At 27.4% G+C, this 17,993-nt stretch carries 16 protein-coding genes; 3 read left to right on the top strand and 13 right to left on the bottom strand.

Annotated elements, in window-relative coordinates; all coding sequences use genetic code 4:
* Nucleotides 1-14 precede the first annotated feature (14 nt).
* The 13 genes from EG856_RS01650 to EG856_RS01595 all read right to left on the bottom strand — a co-directional run bounded on the left by EG856_RS01650 (nt 15) and on the right by EG856_RS01595 (nt 15,235).
* A complete protein-coding gene (locus EG856_RS01650) occupies nt 15-1,316 on the bottom strand; it encodes a site-specific DNA-methyltransferase (protein WP_232954250.1) in 1,302 nt (433 codons plus the stop codon).
* A 23-nt stretch (nt 1,317-1,339) separates the two neighbouring features.
* Nucleotides 1,340-1,702, bottom strand: coding sequence for a type III restriction endonuclease subunit M (locus tag EG856_RS03650; RefSeq protein ID WP_232954242.1), 363 nt, complete (start codon nt 1,700-1,702; stop codon nt 1,340-1,342).
* 14 nt (nt 1,703-1,716) lie between these two features.
* The gene (locus tag EG856_RS01645) at nt 1,717-3,036 is read right to left on the bottom strand and encodes a site-specific DNA-methyltransferase (protein WP_318025465.1); all 1,320 of its coding nucleotides are present in this window, start codon (nt 3,034-3,036) and stop codon (nt 1,717-1,719) included.
* Nucleotides 3,037-3,052: 16 nt separating this feature from the next.
* Nucleotides 3,053-3,424, bottom strand: a complete 372-nt coding sequence (locus EG856_RS03670) for a type III restriction endonuclease subunit M (RefSeq protein WP_130429399.1) — start codon at nt 3,422-3,424, stop codon at nt 3,053-3,055.
* 14 nt (nt 3,425-3,438) lie between these two features.
* Nucleotides 3,439-5,166 carry a site-specific DNA-methyltransferase gene (locus EG856_RS01635; RefSeq protein WP_232954239.1) on the bottom strand — a complete coding sequence of 576 codons (1,728 nt, stop codon included), beginning with the start codon at nt 5,164-5,166 and terminating at the stop codon, nt 3,439-3,441.
* A gap of 82 nt (nt 5,167-5,248) precedes the next feature.
* Nucleotides 5,249-8,143: a S41 family peptidase gene (locus tag EG856_RS01630; protein ID WP_130429398.1), complete on the bottom strand. Its 2,895-nt coding sequence runs from the start codon at nt 8,141-8,143 to the stop codon at nt 5,249-5,251.
* Between the two features lie 106 nt (nt 8,144-8,249).
* Complete coding sequence (dnaK, locus tag EG856_RS01625; RefSeq protein ID WP_130429397.1) at nt 8,250-10,037, bottom strand: molecular chaperone DnaK; 1,788 nt, start codon at nt 10,035-10,037, stop codon at nt 8,250-8,252.
* Between the two features lie 72 nt (nt 10,038-10,109).
* Nucleotides 10,110-11,480 carry an MAG0480 family ComEC-like protein gene (locus tag EG856_RS01620; RefSeq protein WP_408634172.1) on the bottom strand — a complete coding sequence of 457 codons (1,371 nt, stop codon included), beginning with the start codon at nt 11,478-11,480 and terminating at the stop codon, nt 10,110-10,112.
* Nucleotides 11,405-11,902, bottom strand: a complete 498-nt coding sequence (locus EG856_RS01615) for an MAG0490 family ComEA-like DNA-binding protein (protein ID WP_130429395.1) — start codon at nt 11,900-11,902, stop codon at nt 11,405-11,407. The genes EG856_RS01620 and EG856_RS01615 overlap by 76 nt, the downstream gene beginning before the upstream one ends.
* A gap of 135 nt (nt 11,903-12,037) precedes the next feature.
* Nucleotides 12,038-12,703, bottom strand: coding sequence for a deoxyribose-phosphate aldolase (deoC, locus tag EG856_RS01610; protein ID WP_130429394.1), 666 nt, complete (start codon nt 12,701-12,703; stop codon nt 12,038-12,040).
* A 7-nt stretch (nt 12,704-12,710) separates the two neighbouring features.
* A complete protein-coding gene (locus EG856_RS01605; RefSeq protein WP_130429393.1) occupies nt 12,711-14,009 on the bottom strand; it encodes a pyrimidine-nucleoside phosphorylase in 1,299 nt (432 codons plus the stop codon).
* Nucleotides 14,010-14,714 carry a purine-nucleoside phosphorylase gene (gene deoD, locus EG856_RS01600; RefSeq protein WP_130429392.1) on the bottom strand — a complete coding sequence of 235 codons (705 nt, stop codon included), beginning with the start codon at nt 14,712-14,714 and terminating at the stop codon, nt 14,010-14,012.
* Nucleotides 14,715-14,911: 197 nt separating this feature from the next.
* A complete protein-coding gene (locus EG856_RS01595) occupies nt 14,912-15,235 on the bottom strand; it encodes a hypothetical protein (RefSeq protein ID WP_130429391.1) in 324 nt (107 codons plus the stop codon).
* A 282-nt stretch (nt 15,236-15,517) separates the two neighbouring features.
* On the opposite strand from EG856_RS01595, the gene EG856_RS01590 reads away from it, so the two are divergent.
* The 3 genes from EG856_RS01590 (at nt 15,518) to EG856_RS01580 (ending at nt 17,956) form a co-directional block, all read left to right on the top strand.
* Nucleotides 15,518-16,330 carry a Cof-type HAD-IIB family hydrolase gene (locus EG856_RS01590; protein ID WP_130429390.1) on the top strand — a complete coding sequence of 271 codons (813 nt, stop codon included), beginning with the start codon at nt 15,518-15,520 and terminating at the stop codon, nt 16,328-16,330.
* 9 nt (nt 16,331-16,339) lie between these two features.
* A complete protein-coding gene (obgE, locus tag EG856_RS01585) occupies nt 16,340-17,605 on the top strand; it encodes a GTPase ObgE (protein WP_130429389.1) in 1,266 nt (421 codons plus the stop codon).
* 120 nt (nt 17,606-17,725) lie between these two features.
* Nucleotides 17,726-17,956 carry a hypothetical protein gene (locus EG856_RS01580; protein WP_130429388.1) on the top strand — a complete coding sequence of 77 codons (231 nt, stop codon included), beginning with the start codon at nt 17,726-17,728 and terminating at the stop codon, nt 17,954-17,956.
* Nucleotides 17,957-17,993 lie beyond the last annotated feature (37 nt).

The raw sequence follows: 17,993 nt of genomic DNA, 5'->3' as shown, positions 1-17,993 counted from the left end.
TTATGCCTTTCTATTTATTCTTTATCTAGAGAATATAAATTAGTTAAATTATTAATTAAATCTTTTTCACTTGTATTTGAAACACCAAATTTAAGTAAAGAATGTTTTAATAATTCAATCAAATATTGTGTATTAATTTGATTTTGATCGATATTAATTGGACTATACTCTAATTCAAATACATTGAGATTTTGTTTGTAAGGTTGATTCTTTTTTAGTCATTCAAAGGTTTCATTATTAGTGCCTAAACCGTTATTTATACGATATAAACGCTCGTATGTAACACCATAGCCAATATTATTTTCATTATTAGTTACTAATGTAAAGGTCCTATTTCCTCCATCTTCTTTATTTAATTCTAACACAGCATGACCTGTGGTGCCAGAACCAGCGAAAAAATCTAAAACTCTGGCGTTTTTCTTTGTACTTAAAAATAAAAGATTTAATAATTGAATTGGTTTAGCAGTTGTAAATTCTTTATAAACATTTTTTGTTTTATCAATAATGCCATAAAGTAAATCATTGCCGTTTTCTGTATTTAATGTTTTACCTAAAATTAAAGATTTAAATAAAAAACCTAAATTTCTTTTTTTAGTTTTAATTTTCCATTTCCCATTTATTAATTCTATTTTTAAATTATGTGATTCTTCATCAATTTTGCTTTTTTGTCATCTTCATACAAGTTGTACGCCATCAGAATTAATTCTTGGTTTAACTTCATCAATAGTTTCGTTAGTTTTTTTGGAAGAAGCATAGTAGCCATTTTTATTTTTATTGATATAAATGGTAAAAAATAATTTTGGACGAGTATTTACGTTAAACTTTGAATTAGAATTTTCTAGTTCGTTTTGAGCAACATATTCTCCGTATTCATCATGCTCAACTTCAGTTATTCTTTCATTATAAACATTTGGAAGAATATTATTGGCAAAATTTTTAGGAATATGCTCAAAAGTAAAATTATCACCTTTGTAAATTAATACATATTCGTGTGTTAGAGCAAAATTTGTGTTTGCTTGTCTTCCTTTTAAGTTAGAAATAAATGGAGCTGAGGTAACAAAATTCTCTTCTCCAAAAATTTCATCCATTAACACTTTTAAATACGCTTGTTCATTATCATCAATGGACACAAAAATCACGCCATCTTCTTTTAATAATTTTTTAGCTAGATTTAATCTTTCATTCATCATGTTTAATCAGCCATTGCGGCTAAATTTATCACGATAAATAAATTTAGATGCTGAGATATTTACTTTATCATTAGCTGAATTATTACCATCATTTTTAGCAGATTCGGTGTTATATGGTGGATCGATATAAATTACATCGTAATTATAATCTACGCCCTTGCTCTCTCTCTCTCTACAACCAGTAAGTTTTTTAAAGCATCATAGTTTTCACCTATGATTAAAGAGTTTTGATTAGTGCTTTGAGTATCATTAAGATTAAATGATTTATCTTCATTAAATTTAAGAATTGAAATCATTTTATTATTGATATCAGGTGCGATATCAAATCTAAAGCCAACTTTTACTCTTTGCATTAAAAATTGATAAACATTTTGTAATTGGCTTTGATCCGTTAAATTATCTAAAATCATTTTACAAATTGTTTTTTGGTCTTGATTTAAATCATTGACTGATAATTCGTCGATTTTAGTTTTATAATCTTGTAAAAGTTGTGAATAGTCTTTATTTTGCATTTATTCCTTTCTATTTAATCTTTATTTAAAGAATATAAATTAGTTAGATTGTTAATTAAGTCTTTGTCGCTTGTATTTGAAACGCCAAATTTAAATAAAGAATGTTTTAATAATTCAATTAAATATTGAGTATTAATTTGGTTTTGATCAATATTAATTGGACTATATTCTAAATCAAATACATTCAAGTTTTGTTTGTAGGGCTGATTCTTTTTGCTTCATTCGAAGGTTTCATTATTAGTACCTAAACCATGATTTATGCGATAAAGTCTTTCATAAGTTACGTCTTGTGCGATGTTATTTTCATTGTTAGTAACTAATGTGAAGGTTCTATTTCCACCATCTTCTTTATTTAATTCTAAAACAGCATGACCGGTGGTGCCTGAACCAGCGAAAAAGTCTAGAACGCGAGCGTTTTTGTTGGGGTGAATATTTATTATTCATTTTATTAATTCAACAGGTTTTGGGTTGGTAAAAATTAATATATTCATAATTGATAATAATTTAGGTTTTTCACTTCCGCCATCAATATTAATGTAATTTTTAAATTTTGTTTTTCTAGTTCCATCATCTGAATATCTTTTCTTTTGATAAAAATAATTATCGGAAGAATCATAAATTAATTCATTTTTGTATTCTCTTAAAAATTTATTAGAACTTCACCTTCAAACTCTTTGTTTTCCATATTTTTCATTAATTTTTGGCAATATTCTTAAAAAACCTTTAGTTAAAAGATCTTGCCGTTGGGATTTACCTATAAAATAATTACCGTTTTCAACTTCTTTTTCATCACGAGTAATTGCTTCTTTTGTTTGCGGATTAAAATAAATTGAATAACATAAATTAGGTCGATTATTTATGTCAAAATCTGCTGTCCCATTATGAAGGGGATAACCTTTTGAATACAAACTTATATTATCTTTAAAAATAGATTTTGTATTAGGTCCTAATTTATCATTGGTAAGATTTAAATTATTTATATTTTTTGAATACATGACAATATTTTCGTATGTGTTTTTAATAAATTTATCAAATTGTCTACCCTTTACATTGTTGTGCCAAACAATATTTGTCACAAAATTCTCTTCCCCAAAAATCTCATCCATCAAAACCTTTAAATACGCTTGTTCATTATCATCAACAGAAACAAAAATTACCCCATCTTCTTTCAATAATTTTTTAGCTAAATTTAGTCTTTCATTCATCATATTTAATCAACCATTGCGACTAAATTTATCGCGATAAATAAATTTAGATGCTGATATATTTTCTTTATCATTAGCGGAATTATTACCATCGTCTTTAGCTGCTTCGGTGTTATATGGTGGGTCAATATAAATTACATCGTAATTATAATCTACGCCCTTGCTCTCTCTCTCTCTCTACAACCAGTAAGTTTTTTAGAGCATCATAGTTTTCACCTATGATTAAAGAGTTTTGATTAGTGCTTTGAATATCATTAAGATTAAATGATTTATCTTCATTAAATTTAAGAATTGAAATCATTTTATTATTAATATCAGGAGCGATATCAAATCTAAAGCCAACTTTTACTCTTTGCATTAAAAATTGATAAACATTTTGTAATTGGCTTTGATCCGTTAAATTATCTAAAATCATTTTACAAATTGTTTTTTGGTCTTGATTTAAATCATTGACTGATAATTCGTCAATTTTAGCTTTATAATCTTTTAAAAGCTGTGAATAGTCTTTATTTTGCATTTATTCCTTTCTATTTATTCTTTATCAAGAGAATATAAATTAGTTAGATTGTTAATTAAGTCTTTGTCGCTTGTATTTGAAACGCCAAATTTAAGTAAAGAATTTTTCAATAATTCAATTAAATATTGAGTATTAATTTGATTTTGATCGATATTAATTGGACTATACTCTAATTCAAATACATTGAGATTTTGTTTGTAAGGTTGATTCTTTTTGCTTCACTCAAAGGTTTCGTTATTGGTGCTTAAACCATGATTTATTCTATAAAGTCTTTCATAAGTTACATCCTGTGCGATGTTATTTTCATTGTTAGTAACTAATGTGAAGGTTCTATTTCCACCATCTTCTTTATTTAATTCTAAAACTGCGTGAGCAGTTGTGCCTGAACCGGCGAAAAAGTCTAAAATACGGGCGTTTTTGTTAGGAATTAAATTTATTATATTTAAAATAAAATTTTTATTCTTAGGGAAAATAAACTTTTCTTTTCCTAATATTGTATTTAATTCTTGTTGTGCACTTGTTGTTTTCAAATCTATTTTAAATTGCCCAATATTATTTTCAATTATTGCTTGATATTCTTGATTTGTTAAAATAGATTTTATTCTCATTTTTTGATTAAAATGTTTTTCGTAAATTTTATCGTTTTTAAATGCAAATTTGCCAATTTTGAAATACTCATAAAAAGTATCATGTGTATAAGTGTTTTGAACAATTTTATTTTTATTAAATGAATGATATCTTCTATAACCTTTATTAATTAAATCTTCATTTATTTCGTCAATTTTTTCAAAATTAATTATTTTAATGTCATTTTTTTCGCTATTATAATACACTGAATATCATTTTTTGTCTTGTTTTTTAATATCAACCAATGAATTTAATGTATTTTCGCCTACAATAACTCTTTTCCCACTGTTGTGGATATAAATTCCGTTTTCATCCTTTGACATATCTGTTGATTTTTTTGGTACCGTATCAATAAAATATGATTTATCTATATTTTTAGAAAAAATTAAACAATATTCATTTGTTTTTGATATAAAACGAGAATTTTTTCTTCCCTTTGGATTATTTTCAACTGAAAACATACCTATAAAATTCTCTTCACCAAAAATCTCATCCATTAACACTTTTAAATAAGCTTGTTCGTTATCATCTATTGATACAAAAATCACGCCATCTTCTTTAAGTAAATTCTTAGCTAAATTTAATCTTTCATTCATCATATTTAATCAGCCATTGCGACTAAATTTATCACGGTAGATAAATTTAGATGCTGATATATTTACTTTATCATTAGCTGAATTATTACCATCATTTTTAGCTGATTCAGTATTATAAGGTGGATCAATATAAATTACATCGTAATTATAATCTAGGCCCTTGCTCTCTCTCTCTCTCTCTACAACCAGTAAGTTTTTTAGAGCATCATAGTTTTCACCTATGATTAAAGAGTTTTGATTAGTGCTTTGAGTATCATTAAGTTTAAATGATTTATCTTCATTAATTTTAAGAATTGAAATCATTTTGTTGTTGATATCAGGAGCGATATCAAATCTAAAACCAACTTTTACTCTTTGCATTAAAAATTGATATACATTTTGTAATTGGCTTTGGTCAGTCAAATTATCTAAAATCATTTTGCAAATTGTTTTTTGATCTTGATTTAAATCATTAACTGATAATTCGTCAATTTTAGCTTTATAATCTTTTAAAAGTTGTGAATAATCTTTATTTTGCATTTTTCCTCCATTTAGTTGATATTATAAATTAATATAGTTTTATTGGACCATACAAAAAATCTAGCCCATGCTAGATTAAATGTTAATTTTGAGCATTAATGTTAATTGTAATGGTTTTAGAAACTAAAGTACGGCCTACTTCAAATAGAGGAACCTCTACTTTAACTTGGTTATTATTGACACCTCTAATGAATAAACCAACAATTGAAGGCAATCTTGTAGCATCAAAACCTGTAATATTTAATTTTGCAAATAAATCTTCTAGCCTTAATCTGGCAATATTATTAAAACTATAGTCTTCATTGTTATTGCTTGTTGGTAAAATTGCATAATTATCAGCTATAAAACTTTTTGCGTCTTTACCTGCTAAAGTAATAGAATAAGTGTCTTGGCTAAATAAAGAATCAATATATTCTTTTTGCTTTTCTAGTGTTAAATCTTGTTGTCCAGCTTGAGAATTAGTCTCACTTCGGTGTGGATTTGGTATTGAAATACCTTGTCATTGATTAATTAAATAATCAATGTATGGTAAGTCATAATAATCTGAATATTTAATTTCACGATTTGGATCTACATTAACTCCATCTTCTAAATCAACTAGTTGCTCAACTGAATTTATTTGCTCAAATGGTTGAGATGATGTGTAATTGCCATTAACCGATGAAATTGATACAGTTGTGCCATCTGGTAAAGAAACAGGTAAAATACTAAATGCGCCACCGCCGCTTTTATGTCCAATTATTTCAGCATAATTATTTTGTTTAGCAATTCCAGCCATTATATTGGCTGATGAAAATGTGTTAACGCTTGTTAAAATATAGAATTTATATTTACCTTCATAACTATCTAGATCTTCAAAATTATCATCAGCATTACTATCAACATCATATTCTTGAATTGAAAAATCGCCATTTAATTTATTAACTTCAATATTTGTAATTGGTTTGTTTGTTAAAAAACCTAAAGCTTTATATAGAGCAGCTGTTAAACCACCGCCATTTAAAGATAAATCTATAACCACATTTTTAATTTTAGTTGATTCGGGTTTTTGATTATTTTGTTCAATTAATTCAAAAGATTTTTTGAATAAAATGAATGTATCAGCACTTGGATTTTCTGTTTCAATTGCTCGTTTAGTTCCTACTGCAAATGCGGGTGGAATAATGTATGCTGTTGTATTATAAGCTGCAAAAAGTGAACTTCGAGCATTTAAGTTTTGATCTGTAAAATATTGTTGTTTTTGCTGTTGTAATAATAAAGTTGATAAATAACTAGTTAATCAAACTGTGTTTTGGTTTTGAGCACGCACATCAGGAAATACATTTGGCTTATTATAAAATGACAATGAAGGTACTGAAGAGTGGCGATCTTTTAAATCACTATAAATTAAATTCATTATTGCTTGGTTATTATCTTGTACATTAGTTGATAAAAATAAGTCTTTATCAAATTGATTAATAGTGTCTTCTCATTTTTTATCTTTATATTTGCGATCTTTTAAACCATAAAAATTATTCATCAAGAATTTTAAAACATTAAAGTTGTATTCTCTTTGTTTTAAAGTTTGCGTAGCATCATTTAATTTATTAGTTTTAATTGTTTCGTAATTAGGTCTACCAGCTTCAACATATAATGAAACTCCATAAATATACTCTCCGTTAAAATACAAGTTATAGTAATTTGGCGAATTAAACAAAATGTTAAATATTGATAATGGGATTAATACATCATTATCTTTATTAATAAATTTAAGACCCGATTCAGTTAAATCAAAAGTAATTTTTTTATTATTTGAATGGGTTTGGAAATTTTTAGATTTTAAAAATTGCGCAATATCTAAACCTTTTAACTCATTTGTAATTCTATTGAAATATGGCGATTCAGTTTCAAATGTGCCAGCTTGTGTATCTATTTTAATATTCACTTGGTCTGCTATTCTAAATGTTCAGACATTATTTTCGTGCGAAAGCAATTTAAATTTTGAACTCTGATAAACACCATTCATGCGGTGCATAATATCAATTAAACCAACATAGTGCACTGCTTCATTTGTCTCTTGATATAAAGGTATTTTAGTTGCTTTAACATCATAATCTGGAAAATAATTAACATATGAATATTCCTGTACACTTAAATTTTGACCAGGTGCTGATGTTAAACTTTGATTAATTTTTAACTCGTTTTGCTCGTAAATCATAATCGCTTCTTTGCGAAGTTCTTTAACTTGTTCGCTTGAAAGATTATCTTGTTGAGTTTTAACAACAAATTGTTCTAAATTTGTATTTAATTCAGTTTTCAAACTTTCGTTTTTAATTTGACCTAAATACATAATTTGGTTTTTGATTGCATTGATATATGAATTTAAAGTCAATTCTTCTTCACTTTGTTGCTTATATTTATTCTTAAATTTGTCAAATTTGGCATTTAATTCAGCGGGTGATTTAGTAACTTCTTTAATTGAATTAATAATATCTGTATTTGAAACTGATAAATCTAGTAATTTAGTAGTGTTTTGATTAACATATTCGTTTGCATTATTAATTAGTTGCTCAAATTCACTATTTTGAGCATATTGTGCCGAGCTTGATTTAATACGGTTTAATACACCTAAGTACACATTAATTTTAGCTGCTAAATCAAATCTATTTTTAAATGTGTCTACTTTGTTAGAAAGTTCATCAATAAATGTCGTTTTTTCATCAGTGTTTAAAGTATTAAAATTATCAATTTTTTCAATAAATTTATTGATTAAATTCTTTAAATCATTGTATTTAGCATCCGGAAAAGATGTTTGGGTATTTAATCTTTGAACTAGTTTACTTAATTCGTTTTTAGCATCAAGTAATTTTTTGTCACTATCTTGCTTGGTTTCAATTTTTTCTGGTTTATTATTGCTACATGCTGTTATTAATGTTGCAACAGAAGATAACGATGTTAGCAATAAAGTATTCAAAAATAATTTCTTTTTTATTTTCATGTTTTTCTCCTATTATTATTTAAATAATTATATTATTTATCATAAAAAAATAATATGTTTAAAATAAATTAAAACATTAAGGAAATATATCCTTAATGTTTAATTATTATTTTGAATCTTCTTCTTTAAAACCTTCTGGCTGGTTTTCATGTTTGGTTTCTTGATTTTGGAACTGTTTTGCAATCATTTCAAATGCTTTATCAATTTCATCTAGTTTAGCTTTTAATTCATCGTAATTTTTTTCATCTAGTAGTTTTTGTAATTCATCAATTTTTTCTTGTGTTTGAGTTCTTTGTTCTTCATTAACTTTATCTTTATTTTCTTCCAAAGATTGTTTCATTTTTGCGATTAAAGTTTCAGCACGCACTTCGGTTTCAATTTCTTGAGCACGTTTTTCGTCTGCTTCACGATTTGCTTCGGCATCTTTAACCATTCTATCAATTTCTTCATCACTTAATTTTGATGAATTTTTAATTACGATACTTTCTTGTTTACCTGATTTAGCATCTTTAGCAGCTACAGTTGTAATTCCGTTTGCGTCAATTGTAAATGAAACTTCAATTTGAGCCATACCACGAGGTGCTGGGTCAATACCCTCTAAATTAAACATTCCTAATGATTTATTATCTTTAGCTAATTTTCTTTCCCCTTGAACAATGTGAATTGTAACAGCAGTTTGATTATCAGCTGCGGTTGTAAAAGTTTTAGATTTAGTAATTGGAATTCTTGTATTACGATCAATTAACGAAGCCACAACACCATGTTCAGTTTCTATACCTAGAGTAAGTGGAGTTACGTCAACTAATAAAATATCACTAATGTCACCCGCTAAAACTGCACCTTGAATAGCAGCACCCATAGCCACAACTTCATCAGGGTTAACTGATTTATTTGGTTTTTTACCTAATTTTGTTTCAACTAACGCTTGCACAGCTGGCATTCTTGTTGAACCACCAACTAATAACACATCAGTAATATCTGATAACGATAATTTTGCATCTGCAAGAGCACGATCAATAGGTGCTTTTGTTCTTTCTAGTAGTGAAGAAGTCATTTGTTCAAATTCACTTCTTTTTAGTGTAGCTTCAACATTAATTGGAGCACTACCTTGCACAAAAATTAAGAATGGTAGTGAGATATTTGCTGACATTGAAGAAGATAAATCAATTTTTGCTTTTTCAGCTGCTTGTTTTAAGCGAGCCATTGCCATTTTATCGTCTCTAACATTGTAATTGTGTTCTTTTTGAATTTTTTCAACTAATCATTGCACAATTGCATTATCTCAATCATCACCACCTAAATCATTATCACCCGCAGTTGAAAGAACCTCAAAAGTTCCATCAGCTAATTCTAAAATTGAAACGTCGAATGTTCCACCACCTAGGTCAAAAACTAACACTTTCTTTTCTTCATCGGTTTTATCTAAACCAAAACTCAAAGCGGCAGCGGTTGGTTCATTAATAATTCTCATTACTTCTAAACCAGCAATTTTACCTGCTAATTTTGTTGATTCACGTTGGGCATTATTAAAATATGCAGGCACAGTTATAACTGCTTTGTCAACTTTGTGACCAATTTTTTCTTCAGCGTATTTTTTCAAATTACTTAAAATCATTGCTGAAATTTCTTCAGGTTTATATTCTTTACCATTAGCTTTAACAGTTTGTTTAGTACCCATTAATCTTTTAATTGAAGCAATTGTATCTGGGTTTGTTTCTATTTGATTTTTTGCATTATCTCCAACAATGGTTTCACCATCTTTAAACGAAACTACCGAAGGAGTTGTTCTTTTTCCATTTAAATTTTCTAAAACTACAGGTGTTCCATTATCAACAATCGAAACCACTGAGTTTGTGGTACCTAAATCTATACCAATAATAACTTCTTTTGCCATATTATTTTCCTTTCTTCCAGTTTATCTTACAAAATTATTTTACCATAAATTAGCACTCAAAGTATTAAAGTGCTAATTTTTTTGTTTTTTACTTTTATTGCTTAAAAATAATGGAATTAGTAAAAATATAGTATATGAAAACATTCAAATAAGTAAAGTTTTTTGCGAAATATTTAGCGATATAGGTATTAGTATGCTAAATTTAGCAGCTAATAGAATTATCTTATCAAGCACGAAATATATTCAATTTAAAAATATAGGACTATACCAAAACAATAAACTTAAAATATAAATAAATTCAATAATTGGAGCTAAAAATATTGAATATATTAAACCACTAACATTTATAAAACCGTTCATCTTAATTGTCCATATAAACATATAGAAATAAAGAATAAAAATAAGTATAAAAAATTTAAGTATTTTATTTTTCAGTTGATATTTAATAAATATTTTATTTGTGATTAAAATAACAACTGTAATTGAATATGAAAGTAAAAAACTAATTGTAATGATATTGTTAAAATCAAAAATGAAAATGATAAAAGCACTAAAAACAAGTGCAAGTCAACTTTTTTTAGGGGAAAAAAGCAAAAATAAATGCATTATAAATGCTCTTAAAGCTGGAATAGGATTATTTAAAATTGTCAAATAATAAAATATGATAATTCAACTGAAATATTTAACTATTTTAAAAAATCATTTGTTCTTTATTTTATAAATTAATTTATTTGCTAATTTAAATAATATTTCAAAATGCAAACCTGAAATTACTAATAAATGAATAATATTAATTTTAATTGCGTTTTGAATAATATCTTGCGAATCGGTGTTTATTCCAAACAGAATTAATTTTCAATATTTTTTAAAATATTTCCCCCCATTAGTTGAATAATTTTCAATAAAAGCATTTAGCGAATATTGAGGGTGTTTGATAGTTTTTATATAACCTTTTTGTATAAAATATTGAATATTATTACTCAAACTAAAATAATTATTATTTTGTGTTTTTTCTAAAAACCCATCTATTTCAACTATGTCACCAACATAAACTTTATTAGAAGTTGTGTATTTATTTAAATACACCAATAAATTGTTGTTATTGACATTAACAATTGCATATTTATTGGAAGTTTTTACAATACGTCCTTTAATGTTATATTCTATACCACCAAAATAAAAATTAGGCCTACGGATAAAATATAAAACTAAATATATCAACAACACAATTATTACCACAATTGAAAATTTAGGTCAAATTAAACCAAAAGCAATTGTGTAAATTATTAAAAAACCTATTCAAAAATATTGAGTTTGAACGGGTGTAATTGATAAATGAAAAATTATAGGAAAAAGCATTAAAAAAATTAAACAATTAGAATTTGTTTTAATTTTTTTAATGTTTGAGGACCAATGCCTTTTAATTCACTGATATTTGTTCATGTAGTTTTAGAATTAACTCTTCGGTGTTTTAATAATTTAGTAGCAATACTTTTTTTAATACCATATTTAATTAATTGGCTCGTTTTAGATAATAAAGTTCAATTTAAAAAAGGTCCTTTTGCAATATCAAATTTTATGTCAATATTTAAATCTTTTTCAATTGGTTTAGTGATTTCAATATCTTTTAAACTTGCGTTTTGCAAAGGTTGAGCTAATTTGATAATATCAATTAATTTATCACCCTTTTTAGCTCTAAAATATCCGTTATTTAAAACAGCACCTTCAATTTTAATTTTAAATTCTGTTTGTGCTTGTTTTGGTTTTATATAACTTTCTCTTTTATCGATAACTAGAGATGTTCCTATACCTAAAACAAGCATTGGTACAACCGCACCCAAAGTTCATAGTTTTCATTTTTTCATACTTAATACAAATATTTTTTGCAACAACTTTAACAAAAAAGGAAAAAATTAACATTATTGCTTAAAAAATTTTGCAAATAAAAATTCAAGTTATGCATCGATTTTAATAACTTGAATTTTTTACTAGTTTAAGTGCTAGTAACCTTCATTTGAAGATTTACCCTTAATAATAGCAATTGAGCGACTTGTCCCAAAACGATTTGCTCCAGCATCAATCATTTTAATCATGTCATCTTTATTGCTAATACCACCAGCAGCTTTAATTTGTATTTTTTCGCCAGCGATTGCTTTCATTATTTTTATGTCTTCTAATGAAGCACCTCTTGAAGCAAAACCGGTTGAGGTTTTAATAAATTCTGCTCCTGAATCAATTACAATTTGAGTAACTTTTTCAATTTCGCTCTTGTTTAACAATGCTGTTTCAACAATAACTTTTAAAATATTATTAGGCATTGCTGCTTTAACTGTTTTAATGTCTTCTAAAACATATGAATAATCGCCATCTTTTAATTTACCAATATTAATTACCATATCAATTTCGCTAGCACCTGCTTCAATAGCTTCAGCAGCTTCAAATGCTTTAACCTGTGGTAATGTAGCACCTAACGGAAAACCTACTACACAAGTTATTCCAACTCCAGTATTAGCCAATTTTGTTTTAGCATAAGGTACTCATGAAGCATTTACACAAACAGTTTTAAATTGAAATTTAACTGCTTCGGCTAATAGTTTGTTAATATCTTCAATAGTTGCGTCGGCTTTTAAATAAGTATGATCAATCATTTGATTATAATTTGTCATTGTTCTCCTATCCTAATTTAGCAATAATAATTTTGTTTTCAACTTGTTTATCATTAAATTTATAAGCATTTGCCAATTCGCTAACTAAATCTAAATTTATCGAATTTGATGAGTAAAGTGTGAATAAAGTATCGCCTTTTTTAACTTTTTCATTCGTTTTTTTATTTAAAGTAATTCCTGCGTCAAAATCTATTGAATCTTCTTTTTTGGCTCGGCCAGCTCCTAATTTCATTGCGACAACACCAAAAGTTAATGAATCAAAAATTTCTAAATAACCTTCTTGAGTGGCCTTAATTTCGTGTTTATGTTTTGGATTTCAAAATTGAGCTTGATTTTTTAAAATTTCAACATCGCCGCCTTGGAGTTTAACTAATTCATAAAATTTTTCTAAAGCTTTGCCATTATTTATAACTTCATTAACTTTATCAACAGCTTGATCATAATTAGATTCTAATTTAGATTGCAATAAAATCGTTGAACACGATGAAACTACTAAATCTTTAAAATCTTGTGGTCCTTTACCTTCTAAAGTTCAAATTGCTTCTAATACTTCGTTTTTATTCCCAATTTCTCTTCCAATTGGACGGTTCATATTAGTTATTTCGGCACGCACGTCTACATTAAGTGATTTACCAATATCGATCATTGTGTTAGCTAAATCTATAGCCTCTTTTTCAGTTTTCATAAATGCACCATTACCACATTTAACATCTAATAAAATCGCATCCGAACCAGTAGCTAATTTTTTAGACATTATTGAAGACGCAATCAAAGGAATTGACTGAACGCAATTGACAACATCTCTTAAAGCATATAATTTTTTATCTGCAGGAACTAATTTAGCGGTTTGACCTATAATTGCAATATTATGTTTTTTAACTTGTTCAATAAATTCAGTTTCACTTAAAGCAAATCTAAAACCTGGAATTGATTCAAGTTTATCTAGTGTACCGCCTGTGTGACCCAAACCTCTACCAGACATTTTAGCCACTGGTGCACCTAAAGCAGCAACAATAGGAGCAATAGCTAAAGTTGTTTTATCACCTACTCCGCCTGTTGAATGTTTATCAACCTTAATACCAGGTATAGAACTCAAGTCGATAATATCACCTGAATGCATCATTGTTTTAGTAAATTGAGCAGTCTCTTCTTTAGTCATTCCATTAAACATAACAGCCATGATAAAAGCTGCCATTTGATAATCTGGTGTTTGACCACTAACATAAGAAGAAATTAAATGATGAATTTCATCTTTTGATAATTCATTATTTAATCTTTTTTTCTCAATTAAATCAACAATTCGCATTTAAATAACTCCTAAAGCAACTTTCATCATGTTGGTAAAAGCGCTTTGTCTTTCTTCAGGTGTAGTTTCTTCATGAGTAGCGATATTGTCTGAGACAGTCAATAAACATGCGGCTTGTTTGCCTAATTTTTGAGCATTGGTGAATAAAGCTAACGATTCCATTTCAACACAAATTGCTTGAGTTTCGTCTATTCTTTGTTCAAGGCTTTGTGATGAATAAAATACATCTGAAGAATGCACTCTTCCCTCAACTAAATCAATATTTAATGTTTTAGCTGAATCTCTTAATTTATCATTTAATTCTTTGGAAGGTAAAGAAATATTCGATTCAAATTCTTTACCTAATACTAATCTTCTAAAATGGGTGCTATCCGCAATCGCTTCAGTTGCTAAAACCGTATCGTATAATTTTAGTTCTGGAATATAAGCACCAGTTGAACCAATTCTTACAATTGAATCAACATCATAAAATGCGAATAATTCATAACTATAAATACCGATTGAAGGACAACCCATGCCTGAACCAGCAATTGAAACTTCTTTACCGTTATATTTACCTGTGTAAATAAACATATTTCTAACAGTATTGACTAATTTAACATCTTCTAGAAATGTCTCGGCAATAAATTTAGCTCTTAATGGATCACCTGGCATCAATACAGTTTTAGCTATTTCGCCTTTTTTAGCGTGAATGTGTGGGGTCATATAATCTCCTTTATTATAAAAATCAAAATTGTTGAAAGTTCGTGAAATCTGATAAAGTGCGATTTATGTATACTAGCTTTCTTTATATAAATATATAAGTAAATTGTACCATATATTCTTCATTTTTTACTGATGTTTATTGCCTGCATTGTTCAAATTTTAAAAAAAGAGCATCAATTATTTTTGGTGCTCTGTATCTATCTCCGTGGTGGAAATTTAGGTTTTAAAAATTCACCCAAATTATCAAAATAATATGATAAATTATTAATTAAACCTATAAAGAAATGAAGTTGCTCATCAGTAATTGTTGTATCGTTTTGAGTAAGAGCATTAAATTGATTTGTTAATTTACGTATTTCTGGTTGAAACAGTGTATTTGAGCTATATTTTCTTATAAATTCATTTAATTTTCGTCTAGCTTTTGTGTAATTGCTTTCGTTGCTGCAAGAAATTGAAATCAAAGGTATTGTTGCGGTTGCTAAACCAGCAAAGAACAAGCCATTAATTTTTTTGAATTTCATGTTATTATCCTCCTAAAATAAAATATATTTGTAACATTTCGCTTATTTTACTTTTTTTTTTTTTTTTGCAAGAAAATCAACAAAATTGTTAAAAAAACAATATTTTTGTTTTAAACAAGCAAAAAACTATGAATAACAATAACATACAAACATTAGACAAAATAGTTAAAAGTAAGTTAATTTTGCCTCCAAAATTGATAATGTCTATTTAATTTTTATATCTAAATATAAAATTAATGTATTATTATCTAGACTATAGACAAATGTCGGAAAAGAGGAATTATGAAGAAAAAACCTATCGTTTTTAGTGATGTGGATGGCACAATATACACTAGCAACGGATATGTATCAATTTATAATTTAAACATAATTAAACAAAACGAATTAAGTTTTAATATAGCCACAGGTAATCCTATTTGTCCTAAAATGTTCAAACTTGCAAAATTAGTTAATGCTGATTATATTATTGGTTCAAGTGGAGTTCAAATCTACGATTTTAAACACTATAAATTTGTGCGTGAAGAATTCATTAAAGAGAGCGAAGTCAAAAAAATATTTGACTTATTTAGAGATAAAAAAGTTTCAGCCGCCGGCTGAAGCTCAGATGCATTTTATATATTTAAAGAAGAAGATAAAGAGTTTTTAAACCGCATCTATTTTAAATATGAAAATTTTGATCAATTTGAATTATATCAAGGTCAAGCTATTAAAAATGTATCAAAAATTGAAGTATATTTTGAAACTACTGAAAATGTTGACGAATTAATTGAGGTCCTAAAAAACTATGATGTTAAATTAATAAAAACTCATATGAATTTAGAAATTTTGCCACGCGGCGCTTCTAAAGGTAAAGCAATCACATGAATGATTCAAAATATTTTTACACAATATACAACTGAGGATGTAATGGTAATTGGCGATAGCGAAAATGATTTTTCAATGTTTAAACGTTTTAATTACTCGTACGCCATGGATAATTCAAAAGATATTGTCAAAGAAAAAGCAAAATATGTTACAAGATCGGTGCAAGAGCACGGTTTAGGTATTGCTATATTGGACTATATTGCTAGATTCAATAATGAACAAAAAAAGTAAGGAGATAAAATGGCAAGATTTATTGATGAAATCAAAATTCAATTAGTTGCTGGCAAGGGTGGTGATGGAATGATCTCTTTTCGTCGTGAAGCTCACGTCGATAAAGGTGGGCCTGATGGTGGCGATGGTGGTCGCGGTGGTAATATTTATTTTGTTGGTGATTTAGGCAAAAACACTCTTTTATCTCTATATGGTAATAAAAAAATAAGTGCTGAAGATGGCGTCAATGGAGGACCTAAAAATCTTTATGGTGCTGCTGGTAAGGATAAATATGTGTATGTTCCTATTGGCACAGTTGTATATCGTGATTCAAAAGTGGTGGCTGATATTATTGAACCTAAAGAATATTTAGTTGCTAAGGGAGGTCAAGGTGGTCGTGGAAACATGAAATTTAAATCGCCGCGAAACACAGCTCCAAGAATTAGTGAAAACGGAACTAAAGGTGAAAAATATGATGCTCACATAGTTTTAAAAATTATGTCAGATGTAGGAGTTGTGGGTAAGCCTTCTGCTGGTAAATCTACATTATTAAGTGCCATTTCAAATGCTAAAGCTAAAATTGCTGAATATGAATTTACAACTCTTGTCCCACAATTGGGGATGGTTAAATATTATGATAATTCTTTTGTTGTGGCTGATTTACCCGGTTTAATTCAAGGAGCTTCACAAGGCAAAGGTTTAGGAATTCAATTCCTAAAACATATTGAAAGATGTCGTGTAATTGCACATATTATTGATTTTGGCAGTGAAGATAAAGACCCAATAAAAGATTTTGAGGTTATTAACGAAGAATTAAAAAATTACAGTTTGAATCTTGAAAAAAAAGACCAATTAGTAATTGCTAATAAATCTGATTTAACAAACTTTGAACAAAACTTGAGTAAGTTTAAACAAAAATACCCTGAAATTAAACTTGTAGCTATCTCAGCTTTAGCAAGCAAAAATCTTGATGAAGTCAAAAAAGAATTATTTAATTTAATCGAGCTTAATAAATTAAAACCTGTTGAAGAAATAAAAGATGATACAGTGGTTGAAATTAAACTTGAACAAGAATATCAAGTCATTAAGCAATACGAAGGTTTTTATGAAATAAATGGACCGAAAATTAAACATTTATACGAAAAAATACCATTAATTAGTTACGACAATTTATTAAGATTTAACAATATACTTAAAAAAATTGGCGTTTGAGATGAATTAATCAAAAAAGGCGTACAGCCAGGCGACACTGTTAGAATTTTTGAATATGAATTTGAATGAGACGGTGATTATTAATAACATTTAATTTATATACTATAAAAACTTGATTAAAAACTCAAATTAACAAATTTGAGTTTTTTAATTGCTTAATGATAGAATTAATATGAATAAAATATTCATATAGAGGATTATATCGTGTCAAAAAAATTTAAATTAGAATTATTAAAATTATGCAATAAGTCGTTAATTACAAACGAAAAAGATTTAAATGAGGGTTATATTTATGAATATGAATCAAAAGAAGGTTGAGAGTATAATAATAAACTTTTTGAAATTTTTGGTGGGCAAAACCTAAACGATCGCCCCTTCACAATCGAAGAAATTAAGCAACAACCAAGACTCCCGAGTTTCCAAGTTGCAAATTAAAAAATTCCGTAAATACCTCATTTTAAGGTACTTTCGG

It is taken from the genome of Mycoplasmopsis phocirhinis (assembly GCF_004216495.1).
Classification (GTDB): domain Bacteria; phylum Bacillota_I; class Bacilli_A; order Mycoplasmatales; family Metamycoplasmataceae; genus Mycoplasmopsis; species Mycoplasmopsis phocirhinis.
The sequence above is the reverse complement of the archived record's forward strand: the minus strand, read 5'-3'. Positions and strand labels throughout refer to the sequence as shown.